General features: G+C 34.5%; 11 protein-coding genes and 1 pseudogene. 5 read left to right on the forward strand and 7 right to left on the reverse strand.

Annotated elements, in window-relative coordinates; all coding sequences use genetic code 11:
- The first annotated feature begins 90 nt into the window (after positions 1–90).
- Both purH and WP_RS07960 read left to right on the forward strand, forming a co-directional pair.
- Positions 91–1611, forward strand: a complete 1521-nt coding sequence (gene purH, locus WP_RS02665) for a bifunctional phosphoribosylaminoimidazolecarboxamide formyltransferase/IMP cyclohydrolase (protein ID WP_007301976.1) — start codon at positions 91–93, stop codon at positions 1609–1611.
- Positions 1612–2087: 476 nt separating this feature from the next.
- A pseudogene (locus WP_RS07960) lies at positions 2088–2973 on the forward strand (IS5 family transposase).
- A gap of 141 nt (positions 2974–3114) precedes the next feature.
- Here the strand turns inward: WP_RS07960 and nth are convergent.
- From nth to icd, 3 genes are all read right to left on the reverse strand, one after another.
- Complete coding sequence (gene nth / locus WP_RS02680; RefSeq protein WP_007301977.1) at positions 3115–3753, reverse strand: endonuclease III; 639 nt, start codon at positions 3751–3753, stop codon at positions 3115–3117.
- Between the two features lie 21 nt (positions 3754–3774).
- The gene (locus WP_RS02685) at positions 3775–5076 is read right to left on the reverse strand and encodes a hypothetical protein (RefSeq protein WP_007301978.1); all 1302 of its coding nucleotides are present in this window, start codon (positions 5074–5076) and stop codon (positions 3775–3777) included.
- 82 nt (positions 5077–5158) lie between these two features.
- The gene (gene icd / locus WP_RS02690) at positions 5159–6577 is read right to left on the reverse strand and encodes an isocitrate dehydrogenase (RefSeq protein WP_007301979.1); all 1419 of its coding nucleotides are present in this window, start codon (positions 6575–6577) and stop codon (positions 5159–5161) included.
- Positions 6578–6711: 134 nt separating this feature from the next.
- Here icd and WP_RS02695 point away from each other — a divergent pair, with 134 nt between their 5' ends.
- A complete protein-coding gene (locus WP_RS02695) occupies positions 6712–7128 on the forward strand; it encodes an RDD family protein (RefSeq protein ID WP_255324075.1) in 417 nt (138 codons plus the stop codon).
- On the opposite strand, the gene WP_RS02700 is transcribed toward WP_RS02695, so the two are convergent.
- From WP_RS02700 to serS, 3 genes are all read right to left on the reverse strand, one after another.
- Positions 7045–7917 (reverse strand): IS982-like element ISWpi16 family transposase, encoded by an 873-nt coding sequence (locus WP_RS02700; RefSeq protein ID WP_007301954.1) that lies wholly within the window; start codon positions 7915–7917, stop codon positions 7045–7047. The two genes, WP_RS02695 and WP_RS02700, sit on opposite strands and share 84 nt — an antisense overlap.
- 481 nt (positions 7918–8398) lie before the next feature.
- Positions 8399–9670, reverse strand: a complete 1272-nt coding sequence (purD, locus tag WP_RS02705; protein WP_007301981.1) for a phosphoribosylamine--glycine ligase — start codon at positions 9668–9670, stop codon at positions 8399–8401.
- A 31-nt stretch (positions 9671–9701) separates the two neighbouring features.
- Complete coding sequence (gene serS, locus WP_RS02710) at positions 9702–10982, reverse strand: serine--tRNA ligase (protein WP_012481855.1); 1281 nt, start codon at positions 10980–10982, stop codon at positions 9702–9704.
- A 127-nt stretch (positions 10983–11109) separates the two neighbouring features.
- Between serS and WP_RS02715 the strand changes: the two genes are divergently transcribed.
- Positions 11110–12531, forward strand: a complete 1422-nt coding sequence (locus WP_RS02715; protein ID WP_007301983.1) for a hypothetical protein — start codon at positions 11110–11112, stop codon at positions 12529–12531.
- Between the two features lie 7 nt (positions 12532–12538).
- On the forward strand, positions 12539–13489 hold the full coding sequence (gene dusB / locus WP_RS02720) for a tRNA dihydrouridine synthase DusB (protein ID WP_012481856.1): 951 nt from the start codon (positions 12539–12541) through the stop codon (positions 13487–13489).
- Positions 13490–13523: 34 nt separating this feature from the next.
- Here the strand turns inward: dusB and WP_RS07125 are convergent, their stop codons facing one another.
- On the reverse strand, positions 13524–22043 hold the full coding sequence (locus WP_RS07125) for a DNA-directed RNA polymerase subunit beta/beta' (RefSeq protein ID WP_007301985.1): 8520 nt from the start codon (positions 22041–22043) through the stop codon (positions 13524–13526).
- Between the last annotated feature and the right edge of the window lie 20 nt (positions 22044–22063).

Here is a 22063-nt window from a genome sequence, read left to right on the forward strand (position 1 = left end):
ATCTACAACGAGATACCGCAGTGGTATGACGTAGTAGCTATATATAGACAAATTTTCTTTTCTTAGATATAATCTTAAGAAACCTTCCATATGAAAATTAAAAGAGCTTTAATATCAGTATACGATAAGACAAATATAATTGAACTTGCATCGTTTTTGATGCAGCAACAAATAGAAATTCTCTCAACAGGGAATACTTATAAAGTGCTATCAGGTGCGGGAATAAAAACGCAAGAAGTTTCAGATTACACACAATTTCCAGAAATACTAGATGGCAGAGTGAAAACTTTACATCCTAAAATTCATGGAGGAATACTCTGTGATCGAAAAAGGCACGAAAAGGAAATGCAGAATCTAGAAATTAAGCCGATAGATCTGCTTATAACTAACTTATATCCATTTTGGAAAACGGTTAATAGCAACTCAAGTGAGAAGCAAATCATAGAACAAATAGATATAGGTGGAGTAGCATTAATTAGAGCTACAGCAAAAAACTTTCATTTCACTTCAGTGATTTCTAGCATTCAAGATTACGAAACACTGAAAGCTGAGATGATCAAAAATAACAATCAGACAACATTAGAATATAGAAAACATCTAGCAACTAAAGCATTTGCTCTGACTGCACAGTATGATTCTAATATTTACAATTGGTTTTTATCACAGGGTAAAAGCAATGAGTTACCAGAGTTTTTTACTTTATATGGATGTAAAGCACAAGGACTCAGATATGGTGAAAATCCTCATCAAAAAGCTGCATTTTATAGCAATCAATTTAGCAAGTATCCACTGGAGAAAATACATGGAAAAGAGTTGAGCTATAATAATATAGTCGACATAGAGTCTGCACTTAACATAATTTCTGAGTTTCAAGAACCTGCAGCAGTGATAATAAAGCACAATAATCCATGTGGCGCTGCTGTTAGTGATAGTGCTTTAAAAGCATATGAAAAAGCTCTATCATGTGATGAAATAAGCAGTTTTGGTGGAATAGTTGCTTTCAATCGGGAGATAGATTTAAAGCTAGCAGAGAAATTAAACGAGATATTTTTGGAAGTGATGATAGCACCATCGGTAAACAATGAGGCACTAAAAATTTTACAAAAAAAGAAAAATTTAAGAGTGATTATTCATCAATCTCTTCAGCAAAATGCAAAATATCAAATCAAAAATGTTGTTGGCGGGTTCTTAGTGCAAGAAAATAATAACCATACAGTAAAAGTAGAAGAAATAAACCGAGTGACAGAATGCACTACAACAAAAAAAGAGAAGGAAGATCTTATTTTTGCTTGGAAAATATGTAAACATGTAAAATCCAATGCAATAGTGATAGCAAAAGACGGTTGTGCTATTGGCATCGGTGCAGGACAAACAAGCAGAATAGATAGTGTGAATATTGCAGTAAAAAAAGCAGGTGAAAAATGTAAAGGCGCAGCGCTTGCTTCAGATGCATTTTTTCCATTTCCAGATAGTATAGTAGAAAGTGCAAAGCATGGAATTACAGCTATAATTCAGCCAGGTGGCTCATTGAAAGATCAAGACGTGATAGCAGCTGCAAATGAGAATAAAATTGCCATGTTTTTCACTGATGTTCGTAACTTTCTCCATTAAGCTTTGTATCCTGTCAAAATTATACCCACACAGGGCTTTGTTGCATAGCAGCTTATAGGTATGAAAATTGTAGTAAATTTATGTAGTTACTTTAAACTCAACTATACCTATCTGTAATTGTAAGCTGTACTCTTGAGCTCCTGATGCGATTTATAGCAAATCCTAAAATGCCTTGCTGTTTTTCCTTATAGACATTCAGCTTACCTTGTACATTAGCCTATCTGGATGACATTTTACTTTTTCTAGAATATAATAATTCCCTAGAAATTACCCTACTCAATTCTATTGTACCTTGTTTAACATTGAAACATGAGTCTGGAATCTAGAAGTTTTTTAAGAACAAAAGTTATTCTAAGTTTTTGTTGGTAAGAAAGACTGGATTCCAGTGGGCTTTGTTGCATAGCTCAGATAAAAAGAACTGGAAGTTACTGACGAAATTCACTATAAAACAGGCATTTAACCTACGAAAGAAAAATATGTCACAAAAAATGAGAGTCAGTAACTGCCATGGATATAACAGATTTCTGCAAGAAAGAGGAAATATTTTTCATTTTATTAATGAGGCAATAGAAAATTGGTACGAAAATAGCCCCAAAATGCGAGGTGGAAATTATATTTATAGTAATAAAGTTGTGATTTTAGTGCATATAGTCGCTAGTCTCTTTAGAATTGGCTTAAGACAAACGGTAGGGTTTATAAAAGGATATTTGCAGCAAGTAGTTAGCAGTCATTAGCTATTCGCAGGCTTCAAGAAGGTTTCAATATTAAGATCAATGATTGCAGAGTTGATAAAAACAATATGGAAGATATTGAAATTGCCATAGACAGTACAAGTATCAGATAATACACCTGGTCACAGTAAGGAAAATAGCGAAGTATCGCAGTTATAAACAGGTAAGAAAGCTACACGTAATATTGAGTATAAATAGTAAAAAAGCTATAGCTGCACAATATAGCAATGGTGCCTACTCCGACCATTATGGTGCTTGCGACTTGCTCAGCTTTCAGCATGCTATAAAAGCATTATATGCAGACAGAGCCTATCAAGCTTTATAAATTGTGCAAAAAATATGATATAAAGACAAAATTTTACCGAAAAATCGTGCAGCGGAGCATACAAAATTGGATTATATGGCTGAAAGGAATGCTGCCATTAGATTATGTGGTAAAGACGGTGTGAAAGAGTGGAAGAAGGAAGCAGTTTATGGAAAAAGGTCATATATTGAAGGATTTTTTTCAAGATTAAAGCAAATATTTGGGTTTAGTTTTAGAAATAGATCTGAAGTAAATCGAGAAAAAGAGTTGCTAATAAAATGTTACTTACTCAATAAATTTACTGATATTGGCATGGCTAAGTTTTAGGTAGTTTCATGAATTTTTTATGCTTTACCCACTATCCGATAAGCGATGCAACAAAGCCATCCCAGTGTAAGCTACTCGGTTGACACCATCATAGAGATCAGCTACTTGGATGATAAAAGTAAGAAATATCGAAGTGTTGTGCTAGACTTTATACCTCTTGCATTCAAACTCACATAAATCATGAATTGTGCACGCTTCACACAAAGGTTTTTGTGCCTTGCAAATGTATCTACCGTGTAAAACTAGCCAATGATGAGCATAAAGTAGGTATTTTTTTGGCACTACATTCAAAAGAGACTGCTCTGTTTTAAGTACATCTTTTTCTTTCACAAGCCCAACTCTATTGCTCACTCTAAAAACGTGAGTATCAACTGCCAATGTTGGAATACCAAGCCCTGAATTTAAGAACACATTAGCGCTCTTTCTCCCAACCCCTGGTAAAGATACCAAATCATCGAAATTAGTAGGCACTTTGCTATTGTACCTCTCAATCAATATTTTGCTGAGCCCGATTATATTTTTTGCTTTGGAATTATATAAACCAATACTGCTTATGCATTTTCTCAGCTCACTTTGCCCAAGATTCAACATCTTTTCTGGCGTATCAGCGATACTAAATAGCTCCTTTGTAATTTTATTAACACTTATATCGGTCGTCCGCGCTGACAGAACTATTGCAACTAATAACGTAAAATGATTGGTATAATTTAGCTCTATTTTTGGCGCAGGATTTGACTGTTGAAATTTTTCAAATATTAATTCTACTTTTTTTGAGTCCATGCATAGAGCTAAAAGCTTATACTATACTGTTTGCTGTGCAAATTCAATTGCTTGAGGATTAGATAGTCCTTCAGTATTAACATCAGACATATCAGTTTTTACCTCATCAAAATTCCTCTCAGCAAATTTGCTTGCCACTTCTGCAAAACACTTTCTAACAAGAGGCATAATTATCGGCATTAATAGCCTTCGTGGATCATACCGTCCTAACAGATCAGTCTCCTTTTGCACTCTATCTCTTGGATCCTCTTCTAGTAAATCTTTTGTGTGCTTGTCAGCATATATTTCACAGCCTTTTGAGAAAACAGGAGCTAACATTTCAATTAATACTGCCAATAACAATAGTGGACCAAGTACAGCTCCACCAACAGTTAATCCATTAGCAATGAAATTTATTGTAACTAAATAAACAGAAAAAGCAGCTAAAGGATAGTTGATAAGAAGCTTACTACTTAGCTCGATATAGCTCATTTTACTCATGAATTCATCAGTAGAAATTTCTGAATTTTTATACTTTTCCATATAATAATTCACTAATAAACCAGAGGCTCTACTAATAGCGATGTTAAATGCTATGATCCACCATGAAAAATAGCAACCTATAGTAACTGTAGTTAACAGGCCTAAGGGTAGAACACTAAGAGTCCGAATAAATAGTAAGGCATTTTTACGTTCTATAAATCTTAACGCTAATTCTTTTTTATCCTCATCTACTAGGTTCTTTTTTTCCTTTAGAGGAGAAATATAATTGAATAATTGTATGCTTGGCTTTGCTATATATTGATATAACTCTTGCATTAACTTTGCACTTTGTACACTCCTCTGAAAATTATCTAAATTTGGATTTAGCAAAATCCTCTCTATTTGAGCCTGAAGTTCATTATAGCTTTTTAGGTCTTCTCCAAACGAACAATCATTTCTTTTTAGTATAGCAATCAACCCATCAAAATCTCTACCTACAGCTTCTTCCTCACTGATTTTTAGCTCGTTAAACAACTTTCTCCTATAGTGAAACTCTCTTGCCGTTAAACGTCCATTACTTTCAGCATCAACGCTGACTTTAACACAAGGATTTCCTGACTCCAAAGGTTTAATGTACTTTTTTAGCTCTTGATAAGCTTTATAAATCTGATCAAATCTATTTTTGTTTCCACCTTTGTCAGGATGGTTTACAAGTATCAATTTATTATATTGTTTTTTCAGAAACTTGCTAAGAGCTTGATAATCTTTACCTACAATTTGTTCAGCTTTTATCTCTAGTACGTTAAACAGACCATTACTATCATAAAACTCCTGACCAGTTAACTTAAAATGTTGACTCATTACTACACCTCACATAAATACACGATGCTATTAGTATAATATATTTAATGTTTCACACAAGCATAAAAATATCAAGCAACCACTAAGAGAAGAAACCCTCTTTCCCATCATACAAATACAACTTATCCATTCTCACCACATCAAAATTGTGTTCCTCAAATTTGATTAGCAAGTTATTCACATCACTATTTGTAATTTCATTATTTGCAATAAACCTGCAGATTATTTGGTCACTTGAAGACTTTGAGCCTCCTGGCCAAATTGCAAGTCCTTTTGAGTATATTGCTATCATTTTCAGATTACTCGATTCAAATAACCTAACTATTTGATCAAAATTGTTGGATTTGTCCCAAGCAAGCGTTATATCACTACCCACTAGCTTTTTAACTTTGTAATCTTGTTCGTAATTGTCTTGTACTTTATTTATTTTACTATCCGAATCACTGCTAATTATAAGCTCAGATAACGTTGTGGGTTTTTTCCCTAGATTATCTATAACAGCTTTTGCAAATTCTTTTGTTCCAACCTTTTGTTTACTCTTTTTCTCCTTATATAAATCAGCGGTATGTACTCCATCTTCCAAAGTCTTGAGCCATGCATCGTAGATTAGTTTTGCAGTACTCACTTGACCAATATAGACCAACATATGTACTGCGGCATTTAAAAGACCAGAAGGATTAGCTATATTTTTTCCTGCAATATCAGGAGCAGAGCCGTGAACCGCTTCAAACATTGCATATTCATTACCTATATTGCTACTTCCTGCAAGCCCTACAGAACCTGAGGTTTGTGCTACTATGTCTGATAATATGTCGCCATATAGATTTTCAGTTACTATAACATCGAAATTCTCGGGTTCTGTGGCAACACGTGCCATTCCAATATCAACTATATAATGTTCCGCCTTTATATCCGGATATTCTTTTGCAATACGATCAAACGCTGCATGAAAAGCGCCGTCAGTCATTTTCATTATGTTGTCTTTAGTCAGGCAAGTTACTTTCTTTCTGTTATGTTTTTTCGCATATTCAAAAGCATACCTGCATATTTTTTCTGAGCCAGATCTAGTAATAATTTTAGTGCATTGGTACGAGTCACCAGTGAGCCTATGCTCTATTCCGGTGTAAACGTCCTCTTCATTTTCGCGTATTACAACAACATCAAATTTATCGAATTTATTTTCTATAACAGGGTGATACGAAATGCATGGTCTAATGTTTGCATACAGCCCTAAGTTCTTTCTGAGTGCAACGTTTAAGCTTTTGTGCCCTTTACCTTGAGGGGTTGTTGTTGGAGATTTGAGTAATATCTTTGTCCTTTCGATAGATTCCCAACCACTCGGAGAAATTCCATGAGACCATTCCTTACTATAAACACGCTCTCCTATTTCAATAATATCTATTGAGATCTCTGCTTTCGCTTCACGCAATATCGACAGCACCGCTTCCATAATTTCTGGTCCGATACCATCACCATACGCAACTGTGACTGATGTTGACATAACTTCCTTAACTGTAAATGATTTAATGTTAATTCAAATAATAAAGTGGGTCAATGTTGCTAAAATAGCATATTTACGGTTATTTAATAATGAACTTTTATACTGGTTATAGCATTGCAAAATATGGAAAGTGTATGGATACTAAAATAAGTTATGCAGGAATTCTAAGGCGAGTTTTAGCATGTGTGGTCGACGGTGTTTTATGGATGATAATAGCATTCGTTTCACTCCTTTTTGATCTAGATAATGTGGATAAAAACATGACAATTCTTATGGCAACACTGCTTATAACATATATAATATTTAATATATTAACAATAACAAAGTACGGTTGCACCCCAGGAAGATTACTGTGCAGTGTACGTATAAAAGATGCAAATACATTTAAAAACGTTACTCTAATGCAATCAACAATAAGATACATTTTTAGGGAAGGCATTTGGGTTATTTATAACCTCAGTTATGGATTAGCCGATAAAGAAAGGCATAGAAATAGAAGGCTTTTTGGACTGCATGGAGTAGGAAATCAGAACAGAAAAAACATGAATTAGGAAATTTGTTGGCGATCTATGTCTTGTATGCTCAATCTCAAATTTGTTTTTCAAGGAATCAAAAACAGTCTCAATAATCGACCTTTTCCTTAATAAAATCTTCTCTTTAAGTGAAATTAGTGCGTTTTTCATACCTTTTTTTACTTTAGTGACTAACTTTAGGCCTCTATCGAAGAGTTTCTCAAAAAGCTCTTTCTTTATATAGCCCTTATCTCCAAACAAAAGTCCGGTCAGTCTTTTAGTGAGAGTTGGTAAAGGTTTTCTGTCATCAACGTTACCTTTGGTTAGGGTAAGTGCTTGAATTTCACCAATTTCGTTAATCACTAAGTGCAACTTGAAGCCAAAAAACCAACCATACGTACTCTTACTAATTTCTGCTAGATGATTAAAAACTTTATTCCTAGAGATCCTTTTTTTGTGGCAAACGGCAATCGTAGAGGTGTCGATGTAGGAAGTGCCGGTCATTTTCGCTTGTTCACAGAACCATTGCAAAAGTAATGCTAAATACCACAAAACTCGCGGCTTTAAGGCAATAAATCTGTGATATGAAGGCAGCTTTGAAAACTCTGATCTATAGAATAACTGAAGATAACAAAGATAAAAAGCCTTGAAGTTTTTACATGGTGATTTATGGTATAACAGGATTATGGTTAGAATTTCTGAGTGCGCTATTTCTGGTACTCTGGTTGGTTTTTTGCCGTTTGATAAGAACCTATTTGCAAAATTATCATCTACCGCACGACAAAAATCCTCGACGCAACAGTACAGTTCTGTAATATCTTTCTTCATGGGTAACCTCTTATTATTACTAAAATACTCGAGTTTACCCTGTTTCCCTCTTCTTAGTTATACTTTTATCTATTTTCTAATCCATAACTGAGGTTTATAGTTTTCTGTCTTATCTTTTGCCTGGCTATGTTTCTGGATGCCTTTTTATTATACTAACTTTAGTTTTAATGTTTGCAATATTTGATCAACGCAAACAAACGTTTTATGACAAAATTGCAAAAACAGTAGTAATAGACTATAAACCTAGTTGATATTTTTCTTTAGTTGTTACCACCAAGGGTGTTATTCCAGCGCGTGATCCACATCTGTACGAACATTGCAAATTAGCAGGTAATTTGCATAATAGATGGTGTCATCCCAGTGTCAGCTACTTTCATGACAAGAAAAGAAGCACTGGTTTCACATGAATCTGAACAGATATCATGTTTTTCTTTAGTTTACTGCTTACAAAGTGACTTTTTTTGTTTCTGCATGAGCTAAATTAACTACCAATATCATACCTGAAGAACCCACCTGACCATTCTAGAAAATTTAACGCTGAGTACACTTTACTTTTAGCTTCTTCCACAGTGTTTCCTTCTCCTACTATATTTAGCACTCTTCCGCCATCGGAAATCCAATTACCACTTTCATCCAACTTAGTACCAGCATGAAAAACTAGCACACCAGGAATGTTTTCAATTTTATCCAATCCTTTAATTACCTCTCCTTTTTGATAATCACCAGGATAGCCTTTACTTGCAACAACTACACAAACTGTAGTTTTGTGATTAAACTCCACCATTTTTGTATTTAACTTGCCTTCTGCAACTGACAACATCAACTTTAACAAATCACAATTTGGATCAAGTCTAGGTAAAATAGATTGTATTTCCGGATCCCCAAACCTAACATTATACTCAAGAAGCTTTGGACTATCTTTGCAAATCATTAAACCAGCAAAGAGTACTCCTTTATAGGATGTTCCCATGTTAGTCAGTGCTTGAATTGTAGGATATATTATTTTTTGTATAATTTTTTGTTCCATGTCCTTACTTATAATCGAAGGTGATGAATATGACCCCATGCCTCCAGTATTTTGGCCCTCGTTATTTTCATCAACTTTCTTATAATCTCTTGCACAACCAAAGGTTACTACTTTCAACCCATCAATAAGAGCAAAAAAACTTACTTCCTCTCCAATTAAAAACTCTTCTATGATTATTTCTTCACCTGACTCACCAAGATTTTTCTCCACTAGCATTGAATCTATTGCTGAAAAAGCCTCATTTTCTGTGTGGCATATTATGACACCTTTCCCTGCTGCAATTCCATTTGCTTTAATTACAAGCGGCAATTTTATTTTATTACTACGGACAAAATTTTTAGCTAACCTTTCATCAATAAAACGTTCATACTTGGCGGTCGGTATACCATATTGTTTACATAGTTCCTTCGTAAAAGACTTTGATGCCTCAAGTTTTGCAGCTGCTTGACTTGGAGCAAAAACGTTTATCCCCTCCGCAGTTAAATCATCAGCAAGCCCATTAATTATCGGCTGCTCTGGACCAATAATCACTAGCTCTATATTTTCTTTCTTGCAAAATTGTGTAACATCCACTGAATCTTGAATATTTATATTCACAAGAACTCCAAAATTTTCCATGGCCGGGCGACCAGGAGTAACATATAACTTAGTCAAGGTAGGAGACTTCTTTAAAGCCCAAAGTAAAGCATGCTCACGCCCACCAGAACCTATAACCAGAACCTTCATCTTTATTTCCTCGCTTTTCTATATGTCAAAATTATTGTTTGCTTATAACAGTATCATTACTCATGTATCTTTGCAACACGTTTGGTATTGTAACTGACCCATCGGAATTTTGATAATTCTCCATTATGGCAACAATTGTTCTTCCTATGGCTAAAGCTGAGCCGTTTAAAGTGTGAACGTATTTTTTTGTTTTTCTGTCAGTTTCTAAGAAGTATTTAGTATTCATTCTTCTTGCCTGGAACGTACCGCAATTTGAGCAGCTTGATATTTCTCTGTACTTATTTTGCTCAGGTAACCATACCTCTATATCATAAGTCTTTTGTGCAGCAAAGCCCATATCACCACTACAAAGCAGCATTATTCTATACGGTAGTTCTAATTTTTTTAATATTTCCTCAGCAGCATTTGTCATACGTTCAAGCTCGTCTTTTGACTGGTCTTCAGTTGTGATGCTTACCAACTCCACTTTACCAAATTGGTGTTGCCTTATCATACCTCTTGTATCTCGTCCTGCACTGCCAGCTTCTTTACGAAAACATTCTGAATATGCAGTAAACCGAATAGGCAGTTCTTTTTCTTCTATTATTTTGTCAGCAACTAAATTTGTTAAAACTACTTCACTTGTGGGAATTAATCTTAATTTATCGGTAGTTAAATATGAGTCATCAGAAAATTTTGGTAGCTGACCAACGTTATACATCGCCTCGTTTTTCACCAGGGCTGGGTGATACACCTCAGTATAGGCAAATTCATTAACATGTGTTTCCAGCATAAAATTTATTAATGCTCGTCCAAGCTTAGCTAACTGTCCTTTTAGTATTGTAAACCTTGATCCAGAAATTTTTGCTGCTTGTTCAAAATCCATCAAGCCTAACCTTTCTCCGAGTTCATAATGAAATTTTGGTGTAAAATCAAATTTTCTTTTCTTTCCATATTTTCTGATTTCTACGTTGGAGCTCTCATCTTCACCTATTGGTACATTTTGTGCAGAAATATTTGGTAAGTTAGATAAAATATCCACTAACTTATTTTTTTCTGTTTGCTCCTTGAGGCTGATTGTCTCTATCTCACTTGTGATGCTTTTTGATAACTTTACTTGTTCTTCACATGGGCTTTTGTTCATTTTAAGCCTCTTTATTTCTTCCGTGACCTCGTTTCGTTGCTTATTTAAAGCTTGCAATTTAGTAGTCAGTGATCTTTTTTTATGGTCTATCTCTAATATTTCTTTTGCAGTAAATTCTTTCACCCCTCTGCTTTTTATTGCTTTTTCAAATCCTTTAGGGTTTTTGCGTATATGTTCTATATCATGCATATGTTGTGCTATTACTAACATCATTACTCTACTTCAAAAGCTTTGAATGCTCAATATTTTTACATATAAATGCTAATATTGATTTTACCTTCATAATTTGCTAGAATTGATAAACGTGAAATATAATATGTTAGCCATCATAGAAAGATACAATAAATCTAAAGAGAGTACTCACTTCACTAAACTTAAGGCTGGCGGAAGATTTGCCATTTATGCGCTTGGTATATACTTAGCAGCTACAGTTACTATTGGCTGTTTGGGGTTAATAATAGGATCTACTTTCTTAACTTTACCACTTGCTATGCTAATTTTTCATCCTGTAGCTTGGATCTTAATGGGAATAGTGCTTACAGCAACATACAAGATGGTTATTGAACCTTTATTTTACTTGGTAAAAGATTATGTTGATGGAAAAGGAATTATAAAGGAAGAAAAGAGTGAAGAAAAAGGAGTTGAGTTACGAGAACAGAATCCAAAAGAGCCAAAGTTAACAAGTATGGATAGTCTGGTAATGTTGGATAATACTGTTAAAAATGGAGAATTAATAAAAAGTCAATCATTGGACAGTGGACTAGATGTTATATCAAGAAAAACAGATGATTCGGATAAGAGGGTACGTAGAAATTCCTATTCTCCATCTACAGATAGTGGTGTGAGTATGGGCTCAATAGAAAGTGAGCAACCTAAACAAACAAAAATTGTTCGATATAATACTACAGGTGATGGAAACTGCTTTTTTCATGCAGTGTTTGGTGATAGCAGCTCCGGTCAATATAAGGCTGAAAGAGCACAAGATATGAGAATGGAATGGAACAAATTTTTAAGTCAATTTAAATCTTTAGGTGATTCAAGTATGCCAACTCCTTTAAAGGAGCAGCTAGAAAAGGTTTTTAATATGTTTTTAAATAAGCCAGGCGATTTAACTGGTAAGTCTGATAAAATAAGGAAGTTGGTTGAACAAATGAATAAGGAAATTAAAAATGCTGAAGATAATGTAGAAAAGTTAGTGAGTAAAGCTGTTAGTAAACTTAATATATCACGCGATCAAGCTATACATAATTTAAAAGAATATGCAGAAGCTCTTTATGGCCTTGGTGAAAATGAATACAATACCCAGTATAATAGTGAATTTATTACACAATCATTCCTTAACAAACCTGAACTCTATCAAGCTTATCTTGAAGCAATAAAAAGTCAAAGTTATTTTATTTTTATTGAAGAAATTAGTATATTAGCTTCTTTAGCTAATATTGAAATTAATGTTTACTATAAAGATAACAACAGCGAGGAGCAAAAAAAGTTTGAGCCAAATCTACAAATGATAAATGATGATCAACTAAATCAGATATTTAATCGTGAGAGTTATAAATTAAATGACGAGTTGTGGGGTGATAAAAAACAAGAAACGATATACTTAACGCCTGGTCATTATGAGAGGTGCGAGGTGGTAGAGGTAGAGCCTTCTCTTATAGAGAAAGTAAATTCATTTGTGCAAGATGTTATAATAGCAGCTTGTAATAGTGTTAAAAATGCATTTTCTAGCGACTAGAAAGCCTATGTCCCTACAAATAGGAAGTTTGACGATTGATTCTCCAGTTATTTTAGCGCCAATGTCTGGAGTGACTGACTATCCATTTAGGAGTATTGTAAAGAAACTTGGTGCAAGTTTGCTAGTCTCAGAAATGATTGCAAGCAGAGCTATGATCATGCAAACTCGCCAGAGCATGCAAAAAGCAAAAGTTGATGAACTAACCGCTGTACAACTTGCTGGTTGTGAGCCTGATGTTATGGCGGAAGCTGCAAAGTTAAATGAGGGCATGGGTGCAAAAATCATAGATATAAATTTTGGTTGTCCAGTTAAAAAAGTTGTAAACGGTTACGCAGGGTCAGCACTTATGCGTGATGAAAAAAAGGCTGCTGAGATAATAGAAGCTGTAGTCAAGGCAGTGAGTGTGCCAGTTACAGTAAAAATGCGTACTGGATGGAATGACGAAAATCGTAATGCTCCGCGCTTGGCAAAAATTGCAGAAGATTTGGGAGCAAAGATGATTACTGTACATGGAAGGACAAGGGCACAGCTTTATAATGGTCAAGCAGATTGGAAATTCGTTAGAAATGTTAAAGAGCAGGTAAAAATTCCAGTTATAGTAAATGGAGATATTAAGAGTTTGAATGATGTTCAAAGTGCACTTAAAGAATCTGGGGCAGATGGAGTAATGATAGGTCGTGGTACTTACGGCAAACCTTGGCTGATTAATCAAGCAATAAACTTTTTGAGTGGAAATAAAGTTTCTGAGCCAACAGCCTCAGAGAGATTAAGCATAATACTCAAGCATTATGACAGTATTCTTGAGTACTATGGAAGCGATACAGGAATAAAGATGGCCCGCAAACATATAGGATGGTACAGTAGCGGGCTTCAAAACTCATCTGAATTTCGTGTAAGAGTAAATAACATAATAGACAGCACAGAGGTGAAAGAAAATATAATCGATTTTTTTAGTTAAAAACAGATTAAACATACTACCTCATTAGATATATTCAATTTGACTGATCATAGTGCGATGCCACCACACTCTCTTCTTCATCAGAATGTAATTGATAACTATTATCACTCAGCAATTTTTCGTCATAAGTCTCAATATCAAAATATTTTTCATATTTATCTATATTTTCACAAAGCGAAAGTGTTTTCACCTTATTCATAATCAGACCCGTACCAGCAGGAATTAACCTTCCTACTATAACATTTTCTTTTAAGCCACTCAAAGGATCACTCTTTCCGCAAAATGCTGCTTCCGTAAGTACTTTTGTTGTTTCTTGGAAAGAGGCAGCAGAAATAAAGGAATTAGTTTCAAGGCTTGCTCTAGTAATTCCCTGCAGAATAGGAAGATAATGAGCAGGTCGTTTTCCAGAGTTATTCATAGCATCATTTTCTCTATCAATTTCCAGCCTGTCAATATTTTCTCCAATTAAGTACATAGTATCACCAGGATCGGTAATTTCTACTTTTTGTAGCATTTGCTTTAAGATCACTTCTAAATGCTTGTTATCTATGCGCACACCTTGCAATCTATAAACTTGCTGTATTTCAGAAATCATATAGTGTGCTAACGCTTCTAACCCAAGCACACGTAGAATATCATGAAGATCAGGATCGCCATCCATCAATAAATCACCTTTACGCACAAAATCACCTTCATTAACTATTACATGCTTACTTCTTGATACTAAATACTCAACTGGAGAAGCTTGCTTATCTACAGGTTTAATTACTATACTGCGTTTTCCTCTACGGTCTTTTTCAGAGAACATTACATAGCCATCTATTTCACTAACGATAGCATGCTCTTTAGGACGACGTGCTTCAAATAATTCTATAACCTTAGGCAAGCCACCAGTAATATCACGAGTTCTAACTGACTCTCTCGGCGTTCTTGTGATAACATCACCTGCATGAACCTTTTGGCCATCCTGTACATTAAGCACTGCACCAACTGGTATAAAGTAACATGCTTCCACACCACTTGAAAGTGTTATTACTTTTTCATTATCATCAAGCAGTGCAATACGAGGACGTAAATTAGCTACACCAGAGTACAATTTCCAATCTTTTACTACTCTATTTGATATCCCTGTAGATTCATCCATCACTTCAGTGATTGAAATTCCATCTTTTAAATCCTGGTAAGATATTGTACCACTCTTTTCCGTAATAATAGGTAGTGTATACGGATCCCATTCTGCAACTTTATCACCAATTTTTACTAACTCACCCTCATTTACATAAAGTTTAGCACCATAAGGCACACTGTGCTTCAATTTTTCACTACCAAGGCTATCAATTAAAACGACTTCACAGGAACGGCTTATCACAATTTTATTTCCGTTTTTATCTATAATTATATTACTATTGTTTAATTTTATTCTAGCATTAATAGAAGCTATAATATTTGAGGATTCAACACCTCTAGTCATTACCCCACCTATATGGAAAGTACGCATCGTTAACTGAGTACCTGGCTCTCCAACAGATTGAGCAGCGATAACACCAACTGCTTCACCTATTGAAACAATTTTACCAGTTGCAAGGTCTCTTCCATAACACAAAGAACACACACCAGGACTTATTTCACAAGTTAAAGGCGATCTAATTTTTATAACATCAAGACCTGCAATGTTGATTTGCTTTACTTTACCTTCATCAATTAGTTGCCCTGCTTTTAATAATAACTCTTTGGTTACTGGGTTATATATATCATTTGCAGCTGTTCTACCCAGTACAACACTCTCTAGAGATGCAACTATAGTACTACCTTCAACTATAGCTCTTACAATAAGGCCATTTTTCGTTTTACAGTCATGTTTTGTAACTATGCAATTTTGAGATACATCAACCAAGCGACGAGTTAAGTATCCAGAGTTTGCAGTTTTAAGTGCAGTATCAGCTAAACCTTTACGCGCACCGTGAGTAGAATTAAAGTATTCAAATACATTTAATCCTTCGCGAAAATTAGAAATTATAGGTGTTTCTATAATTTCACCAGAAGGTTTGGTCATTAACCCTCGCATTCCTGCTAACTGCTTCATCTGGGAAGTAGAACCTCTTGCACCGGAGCTAACCATCATATATATTGAATTGTACTTACTATTTTCATCATACAGAGATATCGCTTTTAACATATCATTCGCTATTATATCTGTGCACTTAGACCACTCATCTATAACTTTATTATACCTCTCACTTTTAGTGATTAGTCCGTCTTGATACTGTGCAGAAAATTTCTTAATTTCACCCCTTGTATAATCAACGTGTGTAGCTTTAGTTTCAGGTATGACCATATCGCAACGACTAAAAGAAGTACCAGAAAATGTAGCATACTCAAAGCCAAGTGTCATCAATTTATCAGAAAATACCACTGTAGCACTTTGACCGCAGCTACGATATACTAAATCAACAATACTAGTTATTTCCTTAACTGTTAATACCTGATTTATTAAATCGAAGCTTAGATTCTCATGTTTAGGAAAAATCTGCCATAATATTAAACGTCCAGGAGTTGTACAAATAGTTTTATACTGAATGTTTCCATCGCTATTGATGTGTTCCATTTTGTACTTTATATGAGAATGAATATGCAGAGTACCGTTGTTTAAGGAATGCTCAACTTCACAAAAAGCACAAAAAAGTGGTAAATCATCCTTCTTAAGTTGCTGTAAAGTTAGGTAGTATATACCAAGCACTATATCTTTACTAGGAACTATAATCGGTCTTCCATTAGAAGGACTTAAAACGTTATTAATTGACATCATCAACACTCTAGCTTCAAGTTGAGCTTCCAATGAAATTGGCACATGTACTGCCATTTGATCACCATCAAAGTCAGCGTTAAATGCTGTACAAACAAGTGGATGAAGCTGTATTGCTTTACCTTCAATAAGGACTGGCTCAAAAGCCTGAATACCAAGCCTATGTAGCGTAGGCGCTCTATTTAGCAAAACAGGATGCTCTTTTATTACTTCTTCAAGCATATCCCAAACTTCTGGCTTTTCTGCTCTTATTAACTTACTAGCAAATTTAATAGTTGGAGCCATTCCATATATTTTAAGCCTTGAGTAAACAAAAGGCTTGAATAGCTCAAGAGCCATTCTTTTCGGTAATCCACACTGATTTAGTTTCAAAGTTGGACCAACAACTATTACAGAACGTCCAGAATAATCTACCCTTTTTCCTAAAAGATTCTGACGGAAACGACCTTGCTTTCCTTTCAGCATATCGCTAATAGACTTTTTATATCCAGTAGCGCCAGCTTTATTTACCAGAGCATTACGACGACTATTATCAAAAAGAGAATCAACTGCCTCTTGTAACATTCTTTTCTCATTACGAATCATAATCTCAGGAGGATTTAAACTTAACAATTTTCTCAATCTATTATTTCGATTAATAATAGTTCTATAATGATGATTTAAATCAGAAACTGCAGGTCGACCACTTTCAAGCGATACCAAGGGACGCAAGTCAGGTGGTAAAATAGGTATAGCTGTAAGTATCATCCACTCAGGTCTGTTTCCAGACTTGATAAAATTTTCAACAATACGTAATCTCTTTATAATTTTCTTTCTTCTCATTTCAGAAGCAACAGACTCTAACTCCTGTCTTAAATTCTTCCTAATTTCATGTAAATCAAGGCGTATTAGCAATTCTCTTATAGCTTCAACACCTTGCATAGCTATAAAGCTATCGACCCCATAGCTATCTTTAGCTTCATTATAAGCTTTCTCACTAATAATTTCACCTTTTTCAAAAGAGGAAACAAGAGGATCTATTACAACATAATTATCACTATACAAAATACTTTCGATATCTCTAAGAGACATATCTAATAATGCTCCAATTCTTGAAGGAAGTGACTTCAAAAACCATATATGAGCAACAGGAGATGCAAGCTCTATATGACCCATTCTTTCTCTTCTTACTTTAGAAGATGTAACTTCTACTCCACATTTTTCGCATATACGGCCCCTATGTCTTCTTTTTTTGTACTTTCCACATAAACATTCATCATCATTGACAGGACCAAAAATTTTAGGACAAAATAATCCACCTTTCTCAACTTTGAATGTACGGTAGTTTGCAGTTGAAACATCTGTTATCTCTCCATAAGACATACGTTTAATACTTTCAGGGCTAGCAATGGAAATGCTAACCTCATTAAAAGATTGCGCGATGTTAGTATGAGATATATCTTCAATTACTATGTCATTTTGCTTCAAATCCACATTAAAACACAAGGAACGCAACTCTTTTATCATGACATTAAAGGATTCAGGAATTCCACATTCAAAGTTACTGTCACCTTTTATTACCGATTCATAAATCTTAACCCTGCCATTAATATCATCAGACTTCACAGTTAACATTTCCTGCAAAGTGTAAGCAGCACCATAGGCTTGCAATGCCCAACATTCCATTTCACCAAAACGCTGACCACCAAAATGAGACTTTCCTCCAAGAGGTTGTTGAGTAACTAAGCTATAAGGTCCTACTGAACGCGCATGAATTTTACCATCTACTAAGTGATGCAACTTAAGCATGTACATGTAACCAACTGTAACTTTGCGATCAAACTTCTCACCCGAGCAACCATCATATAATACAACTTGCCCAGAGTTATCCAATCCAGCAAGTTCAAATAGCTTTACTATTTGTTCATCTTTTGGACCTTCAAATACAGGTGCAGTAACAGGAATGCCATCACGCAACTTATACGCAAATTCAATGAGGTGATTATCATTAATATCGCGAATGTTATTACAAATAGATAAATTACTGCCACAACTATAAACCTCAATCAGGAAGTGACGTAAACTACTGTGTGCATCTTTACAAGAGTTGAAATAATTCTCTACTAATGTAGTCAATTCATTATTTAATTCATCCTTATTAGGCGTATCTAAAATAGAAGCCGTTATTTCATCATCATTAATATCCTCAAATTTTTTATTATCAAGATATAATGCTGCAAATTTTTCAAAATCATCATCACTGAGAGATCTAATTGCCTCACAAAAAGCACGTTTGATTTTATTGATCTCATCAAGAATATTGCCTACTTTTTCTCCTAATTTTTTACAAGCCCAACCTACATGCGTTTCCAATATTTGACCTACATTCATTCGCGAAGGAACGCCAAGAGGGTTAAGAATAATATCAATAGGAGTACCATCTTCTAAATAAGGCATATCTTCTACTGGAACAACTCGAGAAATCACACCTTTATTTCCATGTCTACCAGCCATTTTATCCCCTGGCTGCAAACTATGTTTTACAGCAATAAAAACTTTTACTGACATCGACACACCTTGAGGCAGATCATAGCCTTCATGCAATTTTTCTACTTTTCGCTTAAAGTTTGCTATCGCATGTGATACTTTTTCATCAAAATCTTTTTTTAAGCTCTCAACTTGCTTAGAAATAGATTGGTTTTTCAATCCTATATCCCACCATCCCTCACGTTCAATAAAATTAATACTTTCTCGATCTTGAGAGCCAGAATTAATAAGGATTTTTCTTAATTCATCATAGAAATATTGATTAATAACATTGATTATATGGTCTCGTTCTTTCTCAAAGTCGTTTGCCTCTTTTTGTTTAATAAGAAACGCCCTTTCGTTTTCTTCTTCCCCTCTGCGTGTAAAGACCTGCACATCAATCACTATCCCTTCAATATCTGGAGATGTATATAAAGAGGAATCCACACAATCAAATGACTTTTCACCAAAAATTGTCATTAACAATTTTGTCTCAGGAGGCAATGAAAGAGAATGCTTAGGTGTAACTTTCCCCACCAAAATATAACCTGGACCAACTCTTGTACCAACCTTTACTATACCACTATCATCCAAGTGATAAAGATTTTCTTCATTAACACCGGGTATGGCACGAGTTATTTTTTCCGACCCTAAAGGAGTGTCATGTACAACACATTCAAATTCTTCTATATGAATAGAAGTAAATAGATCTTTTTTAACAACTTCACTAGAAATAATGATTGAGTCTTCAAAATTATAACCTTGCCAAGACATAAAAGCGACTAGCAAGTTTTGGCCAAGTGCCAATTCACCGTTATTAATAGCAGGACCATCAGCTATCACATCACCTTCCTTAACACAATCACCTACATGCACCAGTGGTTTCTGGTTAATACAAGTATTATGGTTAGAACGCTGAAATTTTCTTAGATGATAAATATCTACATCCAAGTAGTTAATTCCTCCTTTGTCAAAAGCACGTATAACTATAGAGTTACTATCTGAGCTGTCAACTATGCCACCACGTTTTGCTAAAACTACAGCACCAGAGCCAGAAGCTACGAAAGATTCCATGCCAGTAGCAACCAAAGGAGCAGTAGGCTTCAATAAAGGTACAGCTTGACGCTGCATATTTGAACCCATTAACGCTCTATTAGCATCATCATTTTCTAAAAATGGAATTAAAGAAGCAGCAACCGATATTACCTGCTTAGGAGATAAATCAATGTAACTTACTTGATTACTATTTACCATTACAAAGGTACCAGCATACCTACAGTATAACATATCATCAACAAAGCAGTTGTTCTCATCAAGCTTTGCGCTGGTATCGGCTATATAATATAAACCTTCATCTATAGCAGACAGATACTCAATTTGATCAGTAACAACCTTATTAACTACTTTCCTATAAGGACTTTCAATGAACCCATATTTATTAATACGAGCGTATATAGCTAAGCTATTAATTAAGCCTATATTCTGCCCCTCAGGAGTTTCAATAGGGCAAATTCTTCCGTAATGAGTTGGATGAACATCACGCACTTCAAATCCCGCCCTCTCTCTTGTTAAACCACCAGGACCTAACGCTGACAACCTTCTTTTATGTGTTATTTCAGATAATGGATTAGTCTGATCCATAAATTGAGATAATTGGGAAGAGTTGAAAAAATCTCTTAAGACATTGGTTAACACTTTTGGATTTATAAAATCAGATGGAGAGACTTTATCTAAACTAGAAGTAGACATAGAATCAACTACTGCCCGTCCCAATTTTAATAATCCAGTTCTAAATTGATTTTCTATAAACTCTCCAACTGAACGGACTCTTCTATTTGCTAAATGATCAATATCATCTACAGATCCTTGACCATCACGTAACAATACTATTTTTCTTATAATTTCAATAATGTCTTCATGTGTTAAAGTAGTTAAATTTTCCTCATAATTTAACCCAAGGCAAGAGTTAAGTTTTAATCTACCAATGTTAGACAAATCATAATATTCCGAACTGAAGAAAAGATTACGAAAAAACTCCTCTACTATCTTTAAAATAGGAACTTCACCAGGACGCAAAACCTTATATATTTCATATAGAGCGTTCTCATAAGACATGTTTTCATCTAAGAAAAGTGTGTTTAATATGTAAGGTCCAACAGAAACATTATCTATGTTCAACACTGATATTTTATCTATAGATAATAATTCAAGCTTTTTTATATCCTCTAATTTTATAGATTCACCAGCAGATAAGACTTTTGTAGAACTAGCACTATCTATTAAATCTTCTGCAAGAAATAAACCACATATAGAATCATAAGGAATTAGATACTCTTTCAATCCGTTATCATATAGATTTTTAGCTAATTTTGAAGTAATACGAACATTGGCTTTAAGTAACACATTGCCTTCAACATTCTTTAAATCAAAAGGAAGCCTCACTCCCTTGAATTTATCAGGGGAAAAAGGTACTCTCCAGCCACTTTTATGTTTTATATACTCTATTTTTTCATAAAATTTATTAAGTATGTCATTATTTGATAAGCCCAAAGCCTTTAATAAAACTGATATTGGCAACTTTCTCTTTCTATCAATATGAAAATACAAATGATCTTTAACATCAAACTCAATATCAAGCCAAGAACCTCTATAAGGAATAACTCTAGCAGAATAGATCAATTTGCCAGAATTGTAAGTTTTTCCCCTATCACTATCAAAAAACACTCCAGGAGATCTATGCATTTGTGAAACGATAACTTTCTCTACGCCATTGATGATGAAAGTACCTTTATCAGTCATCATAGGCAGTTCACAAAAGCGAACCTCCTGCTCTTCAGCAGATTTTATAACAGTTGCAAGCTTAGAATGATCATCATCTTCTTTAATCTCTTGATATTTTTCAAGAGAAACACCATCCTGCATAATAACAAGACGTATAGAAGCAATAACCTGAGCAGAAAAAGTTATACCACGTTTTATACATTCAGATTCACTATACTTAAGATCATCTACCCTACAATTCAAAAATTCGATAGTAGCCCTATGCAAAGGATCAGATATTGGAAAAATTGTATGAAAGATAGCTTCAAGTCTTTCATTACTCTCATTATTAGGAGTAAAGGAATTATATGACCCCTTTTGGACTTTAACCAAATCCAACAAAGAATCTTTTAAATCAATCGACCTGGAATAAGAAACTCTAGGAACAAAAGCACTAGAAGCACACATATAAGAAGAATCAACCATTAAAATACCTTCACTAATTA

The sequence above is a fragment of the Wolbachia endosymbiont of Culex quinquefasciatus Pel genome (genome assembly GCF_000073005.1).
Classification (GTDB): domain Bacteria; phylum Pseudomonadota; class Alphaproteobacteria; order Rickettsiales; family Anaplasmataceae; genus Wolbachia.

Bases quoted from the DNA above. Each gene is read 5' to 3' on its own strand.
- purD (WP_007301981.1), bottom strand. From the start codon at position 9,670: ATGAAGGTTCTGGTTATAGGTTCTGGTGGGCGTGAGCATGCTTTACTT.
- WP_RS07125 (WP_007301985.1), bottom strand. From the start codon at position 22,043: ATGGTTGATTCTTCTTATATGTGTGCTTCTAGTGCTTTTGTTCCTAGA.
- WP_RS02685 (WP_007301978.1), bottom strand. From the start codon at position 5,076: ATGAGTCAACATTTTAAGTTAACTGGTCAGGAGTTTTATGATAGTAAT.
- WP_RS02715 (WP_007301983.1), top strand. From the start codon at position 11,110: ATGTTAGCCATCATAGAAAGATACAATAAATCTAAAGAGAGTACTCAC.
- serS (WP_012481855.1), bottom strand. From the start codon at position 10,982: ATGCATGATATAGAACATATACGCAAAAACCCTAAAGGATTTGAAAAA.
- nth (WP_007301977.1), bottom strand. From the start codon at position 3,753: ATGGACTCAAAAAAAGTAGAATTAATATTTGAAAAATTTCAACAGTCA.
- dusB (WP_012481856.1), top strand. From the start codon at position 12,539: ATGTCCCTACAAATAGGAAGTTTGACGATTGATTCTCCAGTTATTTTA.
- WP_RS02695 (WP_255324075.1), top strand. From the start codon at position 6,712: ATGGATACTAAAATAAGTTATGCAGGAATTCTAAGGCGAGTTTTAGCA.
- icd (WP_007301979.1), bottom strand. From the start codon at position 6,577: ATGTCAACATCAGTCACAGTTGCGTATGGTGATGGTATCGGACCAGAA.
- purH (WP_007301976.1), top strand. From the start codon at position 91: ATGAAAATTAAAAGAGCTTTAATATCAGTATACGATAAGACAAATATA.
- WP_RS02700 (WP_007301954.1), bottom strand. From the start codon at position 7,917: ATGAAGAAAGATATTACAGAACTGTACTGTTGCGTCGAGGATTTTTGT.